We start from the raw sequence: 14,726 nt of genomic DNA on the forward strand, positions 1-14,726 counted from the left end.
GCAAGGCGCAGAAATTCAAAAACTTGTCGATATGGGTTGTAAAGTGCCGGTAATTTCTTTATAATAATAAGAGTATGGATTAGAGCAAGTAAGGGGAAGTTTAAGATGAACTTGATTGGATTTGATAACGATAAATACCTGAAGATGCAGTCGGAACATATCATGGAAAGAATTTCGCAGTTTGACAATAAACTGTATCTGGAGTTTGGTGGAAAACTGTTCGACGATTACCACGCATCCAGAGTACTTCCCGGATTTGCCCCCGACAGTAAAATCAAAATGCTGTCCCAGCTCAAAGACGACGCTGAGATAGTCATCGTTATCAACGCTTCGGATATCGAGAAAAATAAAGTTCGCGGCGATTTAGGAATTACCTACGACACTGATGTGCTGCGGCTCATTGATGCTTTCCGTGAGATTGGCCTCTATGTAGGGAGTGTAGTGGTGAGTCAATATGCCGGTCAGGCGGCAGCCGAGCATTTTCAGAAAAAACTCGAAGGTTTGGGTATTAAGGTGTACCGTCACTATTCCATCGCTGGTTATCCTGCCAATATTCCGCTGATCGTCAGTGATGAAGGCTACGGGAAAAACGAATATATTGAGACGACCCGTCCCTTGGTGGTCATTACGGCGCCCGGCCCTGGCAGCGGTAAGATGGCCACCTGCCTGTCCCAGCTCTACCACGAATACCGCAGAGGCACCAAAGCGGGCTACGCAAAGTTTGAGACTTTCCCTATCTGGAATCTGCCACTGAAGCATCCGGTGAACCTGGCTTACGAGGCGGCGACTGCAGATTTAAATGATGTAAACATGATCGATCCATTCCACCTAGAGGCTTATGGGGAAACCACCGTCAACTACAACCGGGATGTGGAGATTTTTCCAGTTCTCAATGCTATTTTTGAAAAAATAACCGGTGGGGAAAGCCCCTATAAATCTCCTACTGATATGGGCGTCAATATGGTTGGAAACTGTATTACCGATGACGAGGCGGTCCGTCAGGCTTCCAAGCAGGAGATTGTCCGTCGGTATTATCAAGCTATGTGCGATCGGCGACAGGGAAGAGGCAGCGAGGAAACCGTCGTCAAAGTAGAGCTTCTGATGAAGCAGGCGGGAATCGATACCGATATTCGCGGGGTTGCCGCCGCCGCCAACGGAATTGCAGAGGAAACCGGCCATCCCGGAGCGGCTATTGAGCTTCCTGATGGAACCATTGTCACTGGGAAGACCTCATCGCTGCTGGGCGCATCCTCGGCGGCGCTGCTCAATGCCTTGAAACAGCTGGGCGGCATCCGCGACAACGTTCACCTGATTTCTCCCATTATCATCGAGCCAATTCAAGACTTGAAGGTTAATCATCTGGGCAACAACAACCCCCGCCTTCACATGGACGAAACGTTGATCGCGCTGGCCATGGCGGCGGCTACTAACCCCACGGCGGAGCTTGCCATGAAGCAGCTGGAGAAGCTAAAAGGCTGCGAGGCCCATTCGTCAGTCATCCTTTCCCAAGTGGACGATTCGGTTTACAAAAAATTGGGGATGAATCTCACCTGTGAACCCCAATATCAGACAAAGAAGCTGTACCATAAGTAAAAACAAGCGCTTTGCCTAACTGTGAAATGTACTTTGTAAGCGATTTATTGTTGACTCAGAAATTTTTCATTATCGGATAACAAAACCCCGTTTTATTAAAAAACGGGGTTTTATGTTTATCCAATGGGAACAAAGACCGGCTGACGTTGACGGAAATAAGTGATATTTGTAAACCCCAGCTCAGAAAGTAGCTGCGTGCACTCTTTGATTCCTTTTGCGAGGTCCCTGGTGTTGTGGGAATCAGATCCCAACGAAACCATGGTTCCACCCAGTTCTCGGTATTTCTGAAGAATTGTTTTATTGGGAAGCGGTTCCCCAATTTTTTGGCGGAGTCCACTGGTGTTTACTTCCAATGCAATTCCTCTGTTAATAATACTGGTTAAGAGTAGATGGAGCTGTTCCTCATAGTCGCTTAAAAAAATACGGCGGCCCTGGTCACCTACGACATACCGCAACGGATAGGTTATATGTGCCAGAACGTCCAATTCGGTGTTCTGGACCGTCTCAATGAGCTTTTGGAAATAGCCTTGCAGTGAAGTGCGGATTTCCATATCGGACATCTTTTGCACATCTATATAATAATAGTCCTCGCCGTTTGGGCTGTTGTGATAAGAGCCGATGATGACATCGTAGGAACGAAGTTTCACCATGACTTTGGCGTCTTTTGGGTAATCAACTGCCTCGCCAAGTTCCAGTCCGGTCAGCAGCTCGCATTGAAGTGAATGGGTACTACGAAATTGTTCTACTTTGTCCACTGACTGGCCGACCGTTTCGATACATTCTGTCAGGTTTTTTCCATTTAAATCACTGTGGTCAGTGAGGGCAAATGCCGTGAGGCCCAGTTCTTCCGCCCGGAGGCACATGGCTTCAACTGTGTCCACTGCATCAAAGCTGTAGATGGAATGATTATGGCAATCAATTAGTGAATACATAAAAGCATCTCCCAAGAAAATAGTATTTTTTTCCTTCAAATAGTGCTATAATATACTCATACAACGAGTTTGTACCAATTGTTAGCGTTATATTATGGGGAAAATTACCCATAAGGCAGTTTTTAGCAAAAGAATCTGTGATATACAATGATAAGATCGAAGGCCGCAATTAGTATAGCATATCCTGCGGTAGGGTGCAAGGACTCTATGCGGCAAAGGACGGGAAGACGATGAGACAGCAGGGAACGGTCCCAATCGAGACAGAGAGGCTGAGGCTCCGACGGTTTGAGGTCGATGACAGTAAGGCGATGTTCCGCAATTGGGCAGGACATCCGGCGGTGACGAAATATTTGACTTGGGATGCCCATCAGTCGGAGGATGAGAGCCGGCAGCTTCTAGGAAAATGGTGCAAACAGTACCGTAAAAAGAACTTCTATGAATGGGCTATCGAGCTGAAAGAGGCTGGAGAACCCATCGGCTCTATTGGAGCGGTGCAGATTTCAGGACGGCAGACCTTTGAAGTGGGTTACTGCATCGGTAAGCAATGGTGGGGGCAAGGACTGGCGTTGGAGGCACTTCAGGCGGTCATTCGGTTTTTCTTTCAGGAAGTGCGGTGCCGAAGAATCGAGGCGAAATACGCCGAGGGAAATATCGCCTCCATGCGGGTGATGCAAAAGGCGGGTATGTGTCCCAAAAGTGGAGAAGAAGTTTTTCTAAATACTGAAAAGGGCTTTTTCACCTGCCCCATATATGAAATCAGAAATGAACTGCTGTAAGGAAAGGACGAATCTATATGGATGGATTTAAAGCGGAAATCTTAAAAAAGCGGATTGAACGGACCATGGAAAATTTGGAAAGAAATAACATGGAGGCGTTTTTTGTCCCGGACAAAGAGGATGTCGTCCCGCGGCTGAGTGAAATGATTTCTGCGGGCTCAACCGTCACCTGTGGCGGCTCGGTGTCCCTTTACCAGTGCGGCGTCATCGACTTTCTGCGGGATGGACCCTACTGCTTCCTCGACCGAGACAGAGAGGGCCTCAGCAAGGAAGACAGGGAAGCGATTTTTCGTCAGGCCTTTTCCTCAGACGTCTACCTGTGCAGCAGCAACGCCGTCACTGAAAACGGGGAGCTCTATAACGTAGACGGCAACTCCAACCGTACGGCGGCTATCCTGTACGGCCCCAAGTCGGTGATTATGGTGGTAGGCATTAACAAAATCGTCCGCAATTTGGACGAAGCCGTTCTGAGGGTCAAGACTGTCTCAGCGCCAGCTAATGCTCTGCGCCTTAGATGCGGCACTTTCTGTAGCGAAAAAGGATATTGTGCCTCTCTGGAAGGGAAAAAGTCCGGCGTGGAAATTTGTGCCGGCTGTCACACCGACGCCCGGATCTGTTGTAATTACGTCATCAGTGCGCGCCAGCGGCAGAAAAACAGGATCAAGGTATTGCTGGTGGGGCAGGATTTGGGATATTAAAATAATATAAAAGGGACGGAGGCAAACCGCCGTTCCTTTTCCCATTTTCCGGCAAATATTTTGAGAAGGACAGCCTGCAGTGTTGACTTTCTCACTGTGGCGTGCTAAAATCAAACTATAAGACGCAAGTGGTTTTGCCGTCACGATAACCAGATAAATGGAATGGGTGGGGTGCTGAAATGAACGAAAAGCTGAAAGAATTCAACGTGGAATTTTTATTTAAGGCGATTCTCAAATTGGAAAACATGGACGAATGCTATAAATTTTTTGAAGACCTCTGCACTGTACAGGAACTGAAAGCGCTGGCTCAGCGGCTTCAGGTAGCCAAGATGCTCAGCGAAAACAAGGTATACAGCGATATCGTCAATGAAACTGGTGCAAGTACCGCCACCATAAGCCGGGTCAACCGGTCTCTTCATTACGGCTGCGACGGCTATTCAGTGGTTTTTGACCGGCTGAAACAAGATGAGTGATTACGGGGATTTCGCCTGCGTTTACGATCTTCTAACCTCGGAAATCGATTATGAGAAGCGTGCTGAGTATTTTGACCAGGCGATTTTGCGGCACGGAGGTTTCCACGGGATTTTGCTGGATCTTGGATGTGGTACCGGAAAGCTCAGTGAGGAATTGAGCAAATTGGGGTATGATGTGATCGGGGTGGACAACTCGGAGGAGATGCTGTCGGCGGCTTTGGAGAAAAAACTCCGAAGCGGTAGGGACATCATCTATCTCAACCAGGACATGATGGAACTCGACCTGTACGGTACCGTCGACGCGGCGGTTTCAGCATTAGACAGTTTGAACCATTTGACCGATTACGATGATTTTTGTACTGCTTTAGAGAAGGTTTCTTTGTTTTTGCACCCGGACGGGGTCTTTGTCTTTGATGTGAACACCTGCTACAAGCATCGGGAGATTCTGGCGGACAACACCTTCGTATACGACTATGGAGACGTTTACTGTGCCTGGCAGAACAGCCACAGGGAAAACGATGTCATCCAGATGGACTTGGATATCTTTGTGTCTGAGGACGGGGAGAATTATCTGCGGATGGAGGACCACTTTGCCGAGCGGGCGTATAGCGAGAAACAAATCGGGGAAGCACTCCGAAAGGCGGGACTTGAGATTCAGGCTATTTATGGGGAGGACACTTTTGAACCGCCCCAGGAAGACGAGCAGCGTCTCATATATGTGGTGAAGCACTGCAAGAAAAAATGACTGTTATACTATACAAATAAAAGACTGTTGACAACACTCAACAACCTTTTATAGTTACAATGAACTCTGAACGGCCTACCAAAAGAGAGAAAGCAACGGGATAACTTTTGTCATATAAAACATTATATCGGGAGGATGACCGCTTTCGTCATCCTTCCGATTTCTTTTTTGTAAAACCAATCCTCACTCAAATCTGGGGATTAGTTTTTTTCTTAACTTGCAAATTTATAAAATCTATGGAATAATACTCTTATGGAAAAAGAAAGGATTTTATGAATATGGCAAGATTGACAAGAGCGCTTTCGGCAGATGGATCGGTTATGGCCATGGCTATTGACTCCACTGACATTGCAGCTAGAATCGAACAGATACACAAGACTTCAGCAGTAGTGACGGCAGCTACGGGACGGCTTGCGACTGCGGCCTCCATGATGGGATGCCTTTTAAAAGGTGAAAACGACAGCCTGACCTTACGACTCAATGGCAAGGGCCCAGTGGGCTCTGTTATCGCCGTTTCGGACAGCAAAGGCAACGTCAAGGCCTATCCGGTAAATCCAGTAGTCGAACTTCCGCTAAACAGCAAAGGAAAGCTGGACGTAGCGGGGGCAGTGGGGACTGACGGATATTTGAGCGTCATCCGCGATCTTGGCCTAAAGGAGCCCTATGTCGGGCAAACCCCCATCGTATCCGGTGAAATTGCTGAAGATATCACCAACTATTATGCCGTCAGCGAACAGGTTCCCACAGTATGTGCTTTGGGCGTACTTGTTAATCCAGACTTGACGGTGAGAGCAGCGGGAGGATTTCTGGTTCAGTTGCTGCCCTTTGCTGACGAAAAAGCCATTGAAACCATCGAGCAAAATATAAATGGCATTAAGCCGGTCTCAACTATGATTGACGAAGGGATGACTCCTCCTGATATCTGTAAGCTGCTTCTTGCCGGCCTTGAACCGGAGATTTTGGAGGAGCGGACTCCTCTCTACCGCTGCGATTGCAATAAAGAGAGGGTCGAGCGGGCTTTGCTCAGCATGGGCCGGGAGCAGCTCAATGAACTGATCACAGAGGATCATGGTACGGAGGTCTGCTGTCATTTCTGTGAGAAAAAGTATCGATACAGCGAGGATGAGCTCACACGTCTGCTGGACAACGCATCCAAGTAACACTCGCTCTGCCAGAAAGGAACCGATCATGAGAGTATTTTTAATTGGGGACGTCATCAGCCAACAGGGGTGCGATTTTTTGCGGGAAAAGCTGCCCGCATTTAAACGAGAAAATCAAATAGACGCTGTAATCGCAAACGGAGAAAATTCTGCGGTAGGAAACGGCATTTTGCCTCATTCCGCCAACTTTTTGTTCGATAGTGGGGTAGATGTTATCACTACTGGCAACCACGTCTTTAAACGCTGGGAGATTCAGGAATACTTGGATGAGCATCCCAACCTAATCCGTCCCGCTAATTATCCTGAGGGCTGCTATGGAAATGGGTATTACCTGCTAGATGGCGGAAACTGGCGGCTCTGCGTCATTAATGTTCAAGGCCAGGTGTTTATGGACGCGCTGGAATGTCCCTTTCGCACCTGCGACCGGATTCTATCGGAGGTGGAAGCGGATTTTTACATCGTCGACTTTCACGCCGAGGCAACCGGTGAAAAAATGGCGCTGGCGTATTATCTGGATGGAAGAGTGTCGGCTGTGGTAGGAACCCACACCCATGTTCAGACAGCTGACGAGCAGATATTGCCCAAGGGAACTGGCTATATTTCCGATTTGGGGATGACTGGCCCGATTCTCTCTATTCTGGGAGTCAATCCCGAAAATATTATCCGAAAAATGACTACACATCTCCCCACGCGCTTTACCGTGCCGGATACGGCCTGTAAATTGGAAGGTATCGTCCTTGATTTAACCAAACAAACTGGCAAATGTAACAAAATTCGACGAGAAAGACTTGTGTAATTTACAAATATTTCAAAAACTCTTGAAAAAACTGTTAATATATAATATAATTTCTATAGCGAATTATAGCTCAAAGCATGTACGGCCTATTTCTGAGACGAAGGGTTCCGCTTGCTTTGTCCGGTGATACAATTTACCACCGCGGCGTTGAATAAAGGCGCTCAGCGCCTTATTTCAGAATTCTAACAGGATTCATTTCAGGAGGACAACAAAATGGATATTCTAAAAGTTTCCGCAAAATCCATCCCAAATTCGGTTGCAGGCGCTATTGCAGGCGTTATTCGAGAGAAAGGCGCGGTGGAAATCCAGGCGGTCGGCGCAGGAGCTGCGAATCAGGCCATTAAATCGGTGGCGATTGCGAGGGGATACCTTGCTCCTACCGGCGTTGATTTAGTTTGCATACCTGCTTTTGCGAATGTGGAAATTGACGGTGCGGAGCGAACGGCAATCAAATTGATCGTAGAACCGCGATAGATTTTAATAAATTGGAAAAAAGGACGGGAAATCCGTCCTTTTTTTGTGCAGCGATTGAAACCGCACGCTGTAGAGGGTAAGTTTATAAATAGGAAAGCAAAAAATAAAATGAGGATGCTTCGGTAAATTTTTGGTTGAGGGCTATTTTTTCCTTGACCTATCCTTTAAAAAGGCATATAATAATTGCGGTAAAAGTTATTAAAATGGAGGATTTTAATATGGCAAAAAAATTTATCGTAGAAACGTCGGCAAGACATCTGCATGTGACAAAAGAAGATTTGGCAACCCTTTTTGGAGCAGACGCCAAACTCACCAATAAAAAAGACCTTTCCCAACCCGGCCAGTTCGCCTGTGCCGAAAAAGTGACCATTGTGGGGCCAAAAGGACAGTTTAACGCCTCTATTCTCGGACCTGAGAGAAATGCGACTCAGGTGGAAATCAGCGCTTCCGACGCCCGCACTTTGGGCGTCACCGCTCCTATCCGCGAGTCTGGCGACGTAGCTGGTTCCGCGGGCTGCAAGCTGGTGGGCCCCTGCGGAGAGGTGGAATTGAAGGAAGGCGTTATTATCGCAAAGCGCCACATCCATTTCACACCTGCCGACGCTGCTGAGCAGGACGTCAAAGACAAAGACATTGTTTGGGTTCGGGTGGACACTCCCGAAAGAAAACTAATTTTCGGGGACGTTGTCGTCCGCGTCAGCGACAAATTTGCCGCTGCTATGCATCTGGACACCGATGAGGCAAACGCTGCCGGATGCTCGGGCGAAGTATACGGCGAAATCGTTAAGCTGTAGCTACACAATGGAAAAAGGCCGGAGAATACTCCGGCCTTTTTCCATTATATCGGCGAATCAAAGCACCTTTTCCATGATGTAATCGTCCATCACATAGCCGCCGCCGATGTCGGTGACCGCTTCTTTCGCAATGGTAAAGCCTAACTTTTTGTACACTTCGATGGAACCGCTGTTGTACTTATTGACGGTGAGATAAATGCAGGATTTGCCGCTGGATGCCTTTTGCACCTGGTCGAAAAGGGCCGAGGCGATTCCCCGTTTGCGGAAAGCGCCGCGCACATAGATTTTGGATAAAAACATTTTGGCTTCTTCCGGCTTAAAGGCGCAGTATCCGGCCGGCTCACCGTCCCAGAATGCCAGCAGATAAACGGTGCCATGGGCGATTTGATCGGTGATGGCGGGAACGCTTTGGAAATGTTCCAGCATGTAGTCAACCTGATCCGGCCCGATGAGGCTGTCGTAGTGCTCATGCCAGATTTCTCGCCCCAAATCTGCAATGAGGGCAATATCCTCCGGAGAAGAAACGTTTTTAATGGTGATATTCATGCAAAAGACCCCTTTGACGTTGATTGATAAGATTATTTTAGCACAAAGAACCGCTAAAGTTCAAGAGCTGTCATATAGGAGTAGAGCACTTTTTCCATCTGCGCCACAGGTAGATCACCTTACCGAAAAAGCCGCAAAATAACAGCAAGATGAACAAGATAAGAGCGCATTTCCCTTCTTAATCTGACGTCAATGGGGAATTTATCCGGATAATAAAGATTTTAACTTTATAAGGTTGACAAGCAATTTCTGCTGTGTTACAATTGTTATACCTCTAAAAGGGTTTATTTTTTTGTGCAAAAATTTAGAAACTACCGTTTCTAAAGGGCATTCTGCCCACCCATTCCACAGAAGTTCGATGGAACTTTTGAGAAAGTTCTCCTTTTTGAGGGAGGCAAACACAGTCCGACTATACAGGAGGTGCCGAAGATGAGGGTTAAGATTACCTTAGCTTGCACGGAGTGCAAACAGCGTAATTACAACACAATGAAAAACAAGAAGAACGATCCGGACAGGCTGGAAATGAACAAGTATTGTCGTTTCTGCAAAAAACACACGCTTCACAGGGAAACCAAGTAAGCGGGGAGAGGAGATTAGTCATGGCAGATAAAATTGCTGAAAAAGCTCCTGAAAAAGCCAAGAAGGAAAAAAAGGAAAAGAAAAACGGCTTTTGGAAAAAAGTCTCCCATTTCTTCAAGGATTTCCGCAGTGAAGTCAAAAAGATCGTATGGCCTACTAAAAAGCAGGTCGTCAACAACACCATCGTGGTTTTTGTTGCGATGGGCGTCGTCGGTGTCGCGATCTGGATCATCGACTTTGCGCTTGGCGCACTGAGGGCATTGTCCCTGGGACTCGAAATTTTCCCAAAATAAACTGCTTAGAACGCTTTAATTTGTCGGAGGTCTGATTATGTCAGAAACACCAAAATGGTATGTCATTCACACGTATTCCGGGTATGAAAACAAAGTTGCACAAAATATAGAGAAGGTTGTGGAAAATCAAGGTTTCCAGGACCTCATTTTCGAGGTAAGAGTACCCACGGAGACAGTTGTAGAATACAAAGACGACAAAAAGCGCGAGGTAGAACGGAAAATTTTTCCAGGATATGTCTTGGTCAAAATGATTTTGACGGATGATTCTTGGTACGTTGTCAGAAATATCAGAGGCGTGACCGGCTTTGTCGGCCCCAGCACCAAACCCATCCCGTTGACTGAAAAGGAAATTGAGGACTTGGGTGTGGAAGTCAAAACGGTGGAAGTGGATTACCAAGTCGGAAGTGGGGTTAAAATCGTCCACGGCCCGCTGGAAGGCTTTGTTGGAAAAGTTGAGGAACTTGATGTGGACAAGGATATGGTCAAAGTGACTGTTTCCATGTTCGGAAGAGACACTCTGGTGGAACTGCAGCTCGGCCAGGTTGAACTGTCAAAGGATTAAGAAGAAAACAGTCTGACGCCTATTAAGGCGGCTTTCAGATTAGAATATAATGTTCTATTCTGAATGTGGGAGGAAGAAGCAGAGACTTTTTCCGCCTTACCACGTTATTTTGGAGGTGCTTATCAATGGCTCAAAAAGTAGTAGGTTACATTAAGCTACAGATTCCCGCAGGTAAAGCAACACCTGCACCCCCGGTTGGTCCGGCACTCGGTCAGCACGGTGTTAATATTATGGGCTTCACCAAGGAATTCAACGAGCGTACCAAAAATGACATCGGCATGATCATTCCGGTTGTCATCACCGTTTACGCCGATCGTTCCTTTACCTTTATCACCAAAACTCCCCCCGCAGCAGTTCTTATCAAAAAGGCTTGCGGATTGGAGAGCGCATCCGGCGAACCGAACAAAAAGAAAGTTGCAAAGATCACCAAAGAGCAGGTACAGAAGATCGCTGAGCAAAAAATGCCCGACCTTAATGCTGCAAATGTTGAATCTGCAATGCGCATGATTGCAGGTACCGCACGTTCTATGGGTATTGAGGTTGTGGATTAACCGCCCGCTGTGTGGGAGGAACTTTCCGCTATCAACCACTTAACAGGGAGGATATTAGTATGAAACACGGAAAAAAATATACAGATAGCCTCAAAGCTTTCGATCGCAACACTTCTATGGATGCTACCGAAGCTTTGGACATGGCTGTTAAAAGTGCAAAAGCAAAGTTCGATGAAACCATCGAAGCTCATATCCGTCTGGGCGTCGACTCCCGTCACGCTGACCAGCAGGTCCGTGGCGCAGTCGTTTTGCCCAACGGTACCGGTAAATCGGTAAAAATCCTGGTTATTTGTAAAGGCGACAATGTCAAAGCCGCTGAAGAAGCCGGCGCGGACTACGCTGGTGAGGAATATGTACAGAAAATCCAGTCCGAAGGCTGGATGGACTTCGATGTGGTCATCGCAACCCCTGACATGATGGGCGTTGTCGGCCGTCTGGGTAAAGTGCTCGGCCCCCGCGGCTTGATGCCGTCCCCCAAGGCTGGTACGGTTACCCCTGATGTTGCCAAGGCTGTGACTGAGGCAAAAGCCGGTAAAATCGAGTACCGTCTCGATAAGACCAACATCATTCACTGCCCTATCGGAAAAGCTTCCTTTGGCGCAGAGAAACTCTCCGAAAACTTTGAGACCCTGATGGGCGCTATCGTGAAAGCGAAACCCGCTTCTGCGAAAGGCCAGTATATCAAGTCCTGCGTGGTCGCTTCCACCATGGGCCCCGGCATCAAAGTTTCCACCGCTAAATACGGTGTATAATTTAGTTATTGACAAGCAACCTTGCTTGTGCTATAATTAAAAAGATGTAATCCTAAGACAGTAGGTGCGGCGGATTTTCCGCTGCGTAAAGGGTTCTCCACCTGCCGAGGAAGACGTAAAATGTAAGCTTTAGGCTTGTTTTGCCCTTTCCTCGTATGCGGGGAAAGGGCTTTTTAGTTACTACCTTAATTTACGGAGGTGAAAAACTTTGCCAAGTGAGAAAGTTTTACTCGAAAAACAACAAGCTGTAGCTGATTTGAAAGCAAAATTCGAAAGTGCTGTCGCCGGTGTTTTAGTCGACTACAAAGGTATCAACGTCGCTGACGACACCAAGCTCCGTAAAGAGCTTCGTGAGGCCGGAGTAGAGTACTCTGTTTACAAGAACTCTGTTATTCGTTTTGCAGTTGCCGATTCCAAATTTGCCGACTTTACTAAGCATCTGGATGGTACAACCGCAGTAGCTCTGACAGAAGGCGATATGACCGCTCCTGCCAGAATCATTGCGAAATACGCTAAGGATAACAAAGAAGGCTTCAACATCAAAGCCGGTTTCGTTGAAGAAGATTTGCTGGATGCAGCAGGCGTGGACCATCTTGCAAGCATTCCTTCTAAAGAAGTTCTTATTTCCCAGGTACTGTGTGGCCTGAACGGTACCATTCGCAACCTCGCCGTTGTTCTGGATCAGATCAGAGAGCAGAAAGAGGCTTGCTAGTAACAGAATTTTTGTTGCTGAAACTTATTTAAATGAAATTAATGGAGGTATATTAAAATGGCTTCTGAGAAAGTATTAGCTATGATCGAAGAGGTAAAAGCTCTGACCGTTTTGGAGCTTGCTGACCTTGTAAAAGCACTGGAAGAGGAGTTTGGCGTTTCTGCCGCTGCTGCTACCGTTGCGGTTGCTGCTCCCGCTGCTGGCGGCGCTGCTGCTGAAGAAAAATCCGAGTTTGACGTTGTTCTGGTTGAAGCTGGCGCTTCTAAGACCGGCGTAATCAAGGCTGTTAAAGAGATTACTGGTCTCGGCCTGAAAGAATCCAAAGAAATCGTTGACAATGCTCCTAAGGCTGTCAAAGAAGGTGTCTCCAAAGCTGACGCTGAAGAGATGAAGAAGAAATTGGAAGACGCTGGCGCAAAAGTCGAGCTCAAATAATTTTGCTTCTTGGAAAAGCCGTCCGTCAGGACGGCTTTTTTGTTGTTTTGGTTAAGAATTGTAAAACACGGCGATTGTATGCAACAGAAAGCGGCTTTTTCATTACTAATTAAATGAACTTTCCATTTATGGGCAGTCGCAGCACGCGGCAGATATTCCCCTTCGGGTGGTTATTAAAAAAGAAAGCCCATTGGAAGTTTGACTACTACAGCGCTTTTAGCGCAGAACATAAAAGGAGTTTATTTATGAAAAAATTAGTCAGCTTGTTATTGGCGGCAGCACTTATGTTGGCCATGACATCCTGTGGTAACGACAGCGGGTCTGAAAGCGGCAGTGAATCCTCTCTTTCTTCTCTGGAAAGTTCCGAATCCAGTATTGACAGTAGCTTAGACGATTCGGAGAATGCTTCTGAACCGGAAAGCTCTTCTTCAGAAGAAGTTCCCTCTTCAGAAAACTCCAGTGAACAGGAGAGTAGCTCTGCTTCTGTTCCGGAAAGCAAGCCGGCTCAGAACAAACCATCCACTTCCAGCAAACCGGCTAGCTCCAGTAAACCTACAGAGAATAGTAAGCCGGAGAGCCAGCCTTCTTCTGGTACAACTCAAAAGCCTCCCATTCCCAAGCCAGAGTCTTCTAATAGCAACTCTTCCTCTACATCCAAGCCCAGTACCTCGATCAGCGCTTCCGCCGTGTATGACGCTATGGATAGTGCAGTGGCGGCACGTCACGAAGGAATTGATGCTGCCATTATGAATATGCCTATGTCGATAGACGATAGCACCTTGTCCGATATGTTTGGTGTTTCGGTGAGCGATGTTGTAGGTTATAAAGGAGTTTATGCCGGCTCTATGACCAACTGTGATATTATGTTGGTTGTCGAGGCCAAAGACGGTAAAGTGGACGCCGTGAAAAAGGCGCTCCAGGACAAGCAGGCTGCTCAGAAAAAGCAATTTGAACATTATGGTGTCATGGGAAACATCGAACGTTTGGATGCGTCCAAGGTGGTGAGCAACGGTAATTTTGTTGCTCTTATTATTGTAGGCATCATAGGGGACGGTGAAGAAAACTACGACTGTGCAGGGGATGTAAGCGCAGCCAATTCCGCCTTTACCAATGCATTGAAAAAATAAGTGTAAAACAGCTGTGTCTTTTGACGCGGCTGTTTTTTATATAATTTTCAATCCTAATATAGGATTTTAAGTATATGAAAATGAATTAATGTAGTCAATATAAACAATTTACAAACTTCGACATTGTATAATAAATATATATTTATATTGGAATATATCACATATTATTAAAATATAAGGTTCAAATCATTCATAAATTAAAAATGGACGAGTTGCAAACTTGATATTGTTTGTACTATAGACATAAAATGGGCAAAAATAGTTTATCATACTCTTTTCTGTAATGCTATAATATGTTATGCAAAGCAAAAATGGAAGAAATAGGATGCTTTGTGATTATTACTTAACGATACAAAAGGGGTTTATGAAAATGAAAAAGATTTTAGTAGTTGCATTGTCTGCAGTAATGGCTTTGAGTCTTGTATCCTGTTCCAACGGTGGAGACAGTTCCTCTAACGGCGAGCCCAGCAATTCTTCTATCAGCGACAGCCAGGGCAGCGAGTCTACTCCTTCCGATTCCTCATTAGAGTCTTCTGAGTCCACTCCGGAGTCCTCTGAGTCTTCTCAAGATTCCTCTCTAAGCGAGTCTACTCCTGATGCCGGTTCTGAGGATAGCTCTCTCTCCCCCGCAGCAGAATAATTAAAAGCAGAACACTAAAAAGCCGCCATCTTTTATAGATGGCGGCTTTTTAATATGGTAGAAGGAATGAGTATGAATTCAAACAACA

20 protein-coding genes and 1 other annotated feature are annotated in these 14,726 nt (G+C 46.5%); of the genes, 18 read left to right on the top strand and 2 right to left on the bottom strand.

Annotated features, from left to right (window positions below; translation table 11 throughout):
• Nucleotides 1–105: 105 nt before the first annotated feature.
• Nucleotides 106–1,593: a DUF1846 domain-containing protein gene (locus H8710_RS00900; RefSeq protein ID WP_249293506.1), complete on the top strand. Its 1,488-nt coding sequence runs from the start codon at nucleotides 106–108 to the stop codon at nucleotides 1,591–1,593.
• A gap of 116 nt (nucleotides 1,594–1,709) precedes the next feature.
• Here the strand turns inward: H8710_RS00900 and H8710_RS00905 are convergent, their stop codons facing one another.
• On the bottom strand, nucleotides 1,710–2,525 hold the full coding sequence (locus H8710_RS00905) for a histidinol-phosphatase HisJ family protein (RefSeq protein ID WP_249293507.1): 816 nt from the start codon (nucleotides 2,523–2,525) through the stop codon (nucleotides 1,710–1,712).
• A 230-nt stretch (nucleotides 2,526–2,755) separates the two neighbouring features.
• On the opposite strand from H8710_RS00905, the gene H8710_RS00910 reads away from it, so the two are divergent.
• The 8 genes from H8710_RS00910 to pduL all read left to right on the top strand — a co-directional run bounded on the left by H8710_RS00910 (nucleotide 2,756) and on the right by pduL (nucleotide 8,441).
• Entirely contained in the window at nucleotides 2,756–3,301 is a 546-nt protein-coding gene (locus H8710_RS00910) for a GNAT family N-acetyltransferase (protein ID WP_249293508.1), read from the top strand.
• Between the two features lie 17 nt (nucleotides 3,302–3,318).
• Entirely contained in the window at nucleotides 3,319–3,999 is a 681-nt protein-coding gene (locus H8710_RS00915) for a lactate utilization protein (RefSeq protein WP_249293509.1), read from the top strand.
• Between the two features lie 179 nt (nucleotides 4,000–4,178).
• Nucleotides 4,179–4,472 carry a YerC/YecD family TrpR-related protein gene (locus H8710_RS00920; RefSeq protein WP_249293510.1) on the top strand — a complete coding sequence of 98 codons (294 nt, stop codon included), beginning with the start codon at nucleotides 4,179–4,181 and terminating at the stop codon, nucleotides 4,470–4,472.
• Nucleotides 4,465–5,217, top strand: a complete 753-nt coding sequence (locus H8710_RS00925) for a class I SAM-dependent DNA methyltransferase (protein WP_249293511.1) — start codon at nucleotides 4,465–4,467, stop codon at nucleotides 5,215–5,217. Before H8710_RS00920 ends, H8710_RS00925 begins: the two co-directional genes overlap by 8 nt.
• A gap of 278 nt (nucleotides 5,218–5,495) precedes the next feature.
• Complete coding sequence (hslO, locus tag H8710_RS00930; RefSeq protein ID WP_249293512.1) at nucleotides 5,496–6,377, top strand: Hsp33 family molecular chaperone HslO; 882 nt, start codon at nucleotides 5,496–5,498, stop codon at nucleotides 6,375–6,377.
• A 28-nt stretch (nucleotides 6,378–6,405) separates the two neighbouring features.
• Complete coding sequence (locus H8710_RS00935; RefSeq protein ID WP_249293513.1) at nucleotides 6,406–7,173, top strand: TIGR00282 family metallophosphoesterase; 768 nt, start codon at nucleotides 6,406–6,408, stop codon at nucleotides 7,171–7,173.
• A gap of 213 nt (nucleotides 7,174–7,386) precedes the next feature.
• Nucleotides 7,387–7,647: a stage V sporulation protein S gene (locus tag H8710_RS00940; RefSeq protein WP_249293514.1), complete on the top strand. Its 261-nt coding sequence runs from the start codon at nucleotides 7,387–7,389 to the stop codon at nucleotides 7,645–7,647.
• A 218-nt stretch (nucleotides 7,648–7,865) separates the two neighbouring features.
• Nucleotides 7,866–8,441, top strand: a complete 576-nt coding sequence (gene pduL, locus H8710_RS00945) for a phosphate propanoyltransferase (protein ID WP_249293515.1) — start codon at nucleotides 7,866–7,868, stop codon at nucleotides 8,439–8,441.
• A 57-nt stretch (nucleotides 8,442–8,498) separates the two neighbouring features.
• On the opposite strand, the gene H8710_RS00950 is transcribed toward pduL, so the two are convergent.
• The gene (locus H8710_RS00950; RefSeq protein WP_249293516.1) at nucleotides 8,499–8,987 is read right to left on the bottom strand and encodes a GNAT family N-acetyltransferase; all 489 of its coding nucleotides are present in this window, start codon (nucleotides 8,985–8,987) and stop codon (nucleotides 8,499–8,501) included.
• A gap of 429 nt (nucleotides 8,988–9,416) precedes the next feature.
• On the opposite strand from H8710_RS00950, the gene rpmG reads away from it, so the two are divergent.
• From rpmG to H8710_RS00995, 9 genes are all read left to right on the top strand, one after another.
• A complete protein-coding gene (gene rpmG, locus H8710_RS00955) occupies nucleotides 9,417–9,566 on the top strand; it encodes a 50S ribosomal protein L33 (protein ID WP_038323165.1) in 150 nt (49 codons plus the stop codon).
• Between the two features lie 20 nt (nucleotides 9,567–9,586).
• Nucleotides 9,587–9,859 (top strand): preprotein translocase subunit SecE, encoded by a 273-nt coding sequence (gene secE / locus H8710_RS00960; protein WP_249293517.1) that lies wholly within the window; start codon nucleotides 9,587–9,589, stop codon nucleotides 9,857–9,859.
• 37 nt (nucleotides 9,860–9,896) lie between these two features.
• Entirely contained in the window at nucleotides 9,897–10,421 is a 525-nt protein-coding gene (nusG, locus tag H8710_RS00965) for a transcription termination/antitermination protein NusG (protein ID WP_249293518.1), read from the top strand.
• 125 nt (nucleotides 10,422–10,546) lie between these two features.
• A complete protein-coding gene (gene rplK / locus H8710_RS00970; RefSeq protein ID WP_249293519.1) occupies nucleotides 10,547–10,972 on the top strand; it encodes a 50S ribosomal protein L11 in 426 nt (141 codons plus the stop codon).
• A 59-nt stretch (nucleotides 10,973–11,031) separates the two neighbouring features.
• Nucleotides 11,032–11,724 carry a 50S ribosomal protein L1 gene (gene rplA, locus H8710_RS00975; RefSeq protein WP_249293520.1) on the top strand — a complete coding sequence of 231 codons (693 nt, stop codon included), beginning with the start codon at nucleotides 11,032–11,034 and terminating at the stop codon, nucleotides 11,722–11,724.
• A 33-nt stretch (nucleotides 11,725–11,757) separates the two neighbouring features.
• Nucleotides 11,758–11,909, top strand: a sequence feature (ribosomal protein L10 leader region).
• 23 nt (nucleotides 11,910–11,932) lie between these two features.
• Nucleotides 11,933–12,436 (top strand): 50S ribosomal protein L10, encoded by a 504-nt coding sequence (gene rplJ / locus H8710_RS00980; protein WP_249293521.1) that lies wholly within the window; start codon nucleotides 11,933–11,935, stop codon nucleotides 12,434–12,436.
• Nucleotides 12,437–12,493: 57 nt separating this feature from the next.
• Nucleotides 12,494–12,871 (top strand): 50S ribosomal protein L7/L12, encoded by a 378-nt coding sequence (gene rplL / locus H8710_RS00985; protein ID WP_249293522.1) that lies wholly within the window; start codon nucleotides 12,494–12,496, stop codon nucleotides 12,869–12,871.
• Nucleotides 12,872–13,116: 245 nt separating this feature from the next.
• Nucleotides 13,117–13,998, top strand: a complete 882-nt coding sequence (locus H8710_RS00990; RefSeq protein ID WP_249293523.1) for a DUF4358 domain-containing protein — start codon at nucleotides 13,117–13,119, stop codon at nucleotides 13,996–13,998.
• Between the two features lie 370 nt (nucleotides 13,999–14,368).
• Nucleotides 14,369–14,638, top strand: coding sequence for a hypothetical protein (locus H8710_RS00995; protein WP_249293524.1), 270 nt, complete (start codon nucleotides 14,369–14,371; stop codon nucleotides 14,636–14,638).
• Nucleotides 14,639–14,726 lie beyond the last annotated feature (88 nt).

It is taken from the genome of Fumia xinanensis (assembly GCF_014384905.1).
GTDB classification, from domain to species: Bacteria; Bacillota; Clostridia; order Oscillospirales; family Ruminococcaceae; genus Fumia; species Fumia xinanensis.

What these genes read in the sequence shown, in the direction of transcription:
- H8710_RS00900 (WP_249293506.1), top strand. Translation starts at nt 106, where the DNA reads ATGAACTTGATTGGATTTGATAACGATAAATACCTGAAGATGCAGTCG.
- H8710_RS00905 (WP_249293507.1), bottom strand. Translation starts at nt 2,525, where the DNA reads ATGTATTCACTAATTGATTGCCATAATCATTCCATCTACAGCTTTGAT.
- H8710_RS00910 (WP_249293508.1), top strand. Translation starts at nt 2,756, where the DNA reads ATGAGACAGCAGGGAACGGTCCCAATCGAGACAGAGAGGCTGAGGCTC.
- H8710_RS00915 (WP_249293509.1), top strand. Translation starts at nt 3,319, where the DNA reads ATGGATGGATTTAAAGCGGAAATCTTAAAAAAGCGGATTGAACGGACC.
- H8710_RS00920 (WP_249293510.1), top strand. Translation starts at nt 4,179, where the DNA reads ATGAACGAAAAGCTGAAAGAATTCAACGTGGAATTTTTATTTAAGGCG.
- H8710_RS00925 (WP_249293511.1), top strand. Translation starts at nt 4,465, where the DNA reads ATGAGTGATTACGGGGATTTCGCCTGCGTTTACGATCTTCTAACCTCG.
- hslO (WP_249293512.1), top strand. Translation starts at nt 5,496, where the DNA reads ATGGCAAGATTGACAAGAGCGCTTTCGGCAGATGGATCGGTTATGGCC.
- H8710_RS00935 (WP_249293513.1), top strand. Translation starts at nt 6,406, where the DNA reads ATGAGAGTATTTTTAATTGGGGACGTCATCAGCCAACAGGGGTGCGAT.
- H8710_RS00940 (WP_249293514.1), top strand. Translation starts at nt 7,387, where the DNA reads ATGGATATTCTAAAAGTTTCCGCAAAATCCATCCCAAATTCGGTTGCA.
- pduL (WP_249293515.1), top strand. Translation starts at nt 7,866, where the DNA reads ATGGCAAAAAAATTTATCGTAGAAACGTCGGCAAGACATCTGCATGTG.
- H8710_RS00950 (WP_249293516.1), bottom strand. Translation starts at nt 8,987, where the DNA reads ATGAATATCACCATTAAAAACGTTTCTTCTCCGGAGGATATTGCCCTC.
- rpmG (WP_038323165.1), top strand. Translation starts at nt 9,417, where the DNA reads ATGAGGGTTAAGATTACCTTAGCTTGCACGGAGTGCAAACAGCGTAAT.
- secE (WP_249293517.1), top strand. Translation starts at nt 9,587, where the DNA reads ATGGCAGATAAAATTGCTGAAAAAGCTCCTGAAAAAGCCAAGAAGGAA.
- nusG (WP_249293518.1), top strand. Translation starts at nt 9,897, where the DNA reads ATGTCAGAAACACCAAAATGGTATGTCATTCACACGTATTCCGGGTAT.
- rplK (WP_249293519.1), top strand. Translation starts at nt 10,547, where the DNA reads ATGGCTCAAAAAGTAGTAGGTTACATTAAGCTACAGATTCCCGCAGGT.
- rplA (WP_249293520.1), top strand. Translation starts at nt 11,032, where the DNA reads ATGAAACACGGAAAAAAATATACAGATAGCCTCAAAGCTTTCGATCGC.
- rplL (WP_249293522.1), top strand. Translation starts at nt 12,494, where the DNA reads ATGGCTTCTGAGAAAGTATTAGCTATGATCGAAGAGGTAAAAGCTCTG.
- H8710_RS00990 (WP_249293523.1), top strand. Translation starts at nt 13,117, where the DNA reads ATGAAAAAATTAGTCAGCTTGTTATTGGCGGCAGCACTTATGTTGGCC.
- H8710_RS00995 (WP_249293524.1), top strand. Translation starts at nt 14,369, where the DNA reads ATGAAAAAGATTTTAGTAGTTGCATTGTCTGCAGTAATGGCTTTGAGT.